This window comes from Citrobacter sp. TBCS-14 (assembly GCF_005280805.1).
GTDB lineage: Bacteria > Pseudomonadota > Gammaproteobacteria > Enterobacterales > Enterobacteriaceae > Citrobacter > Citrobacter gillenii.
Window position 1 is genome coordinate 1 of record NZ_SZWM01001298.1, and the last position, 254, is coordinate 254.

Below are 254 nucleotides of genomic sequence, written 5' to 3' on the forward strand. Positions count from 1 at the left end.
AAGTCTTCTGGTGCATTATCTTTATTTCTAAGCCTTTTGTTTAACTCTCTGTCAGTATCTTCATTGTCTATGTATAGTGTCTTGCTTCGCTTTGTATCATAACCAAAAAAAGGTAACCCTTGCGATACCATTAAAGCCATGTGCATTGCTAGAGAGCTTTTAAATGACTTAAATGGAGCTACAAGTATTCCAGCTTGTGAACTTGGCATTAACGTATCAATAAGCCAGTCATCTTTTAAATTTATTAAGTCTTC

Annotated in this window: 1 protein-coding gene; it reads right to left on the reverse strand. The window is 34.6% G+C overall.

Annotated features, from left to right (window positions below):
• The coding region (locus FDX22_RS27460) for an AAA family ATPase (protein WP_146718071.1) at positions 1-254 on the reverse strand (254 nt) is incomplete at both ends.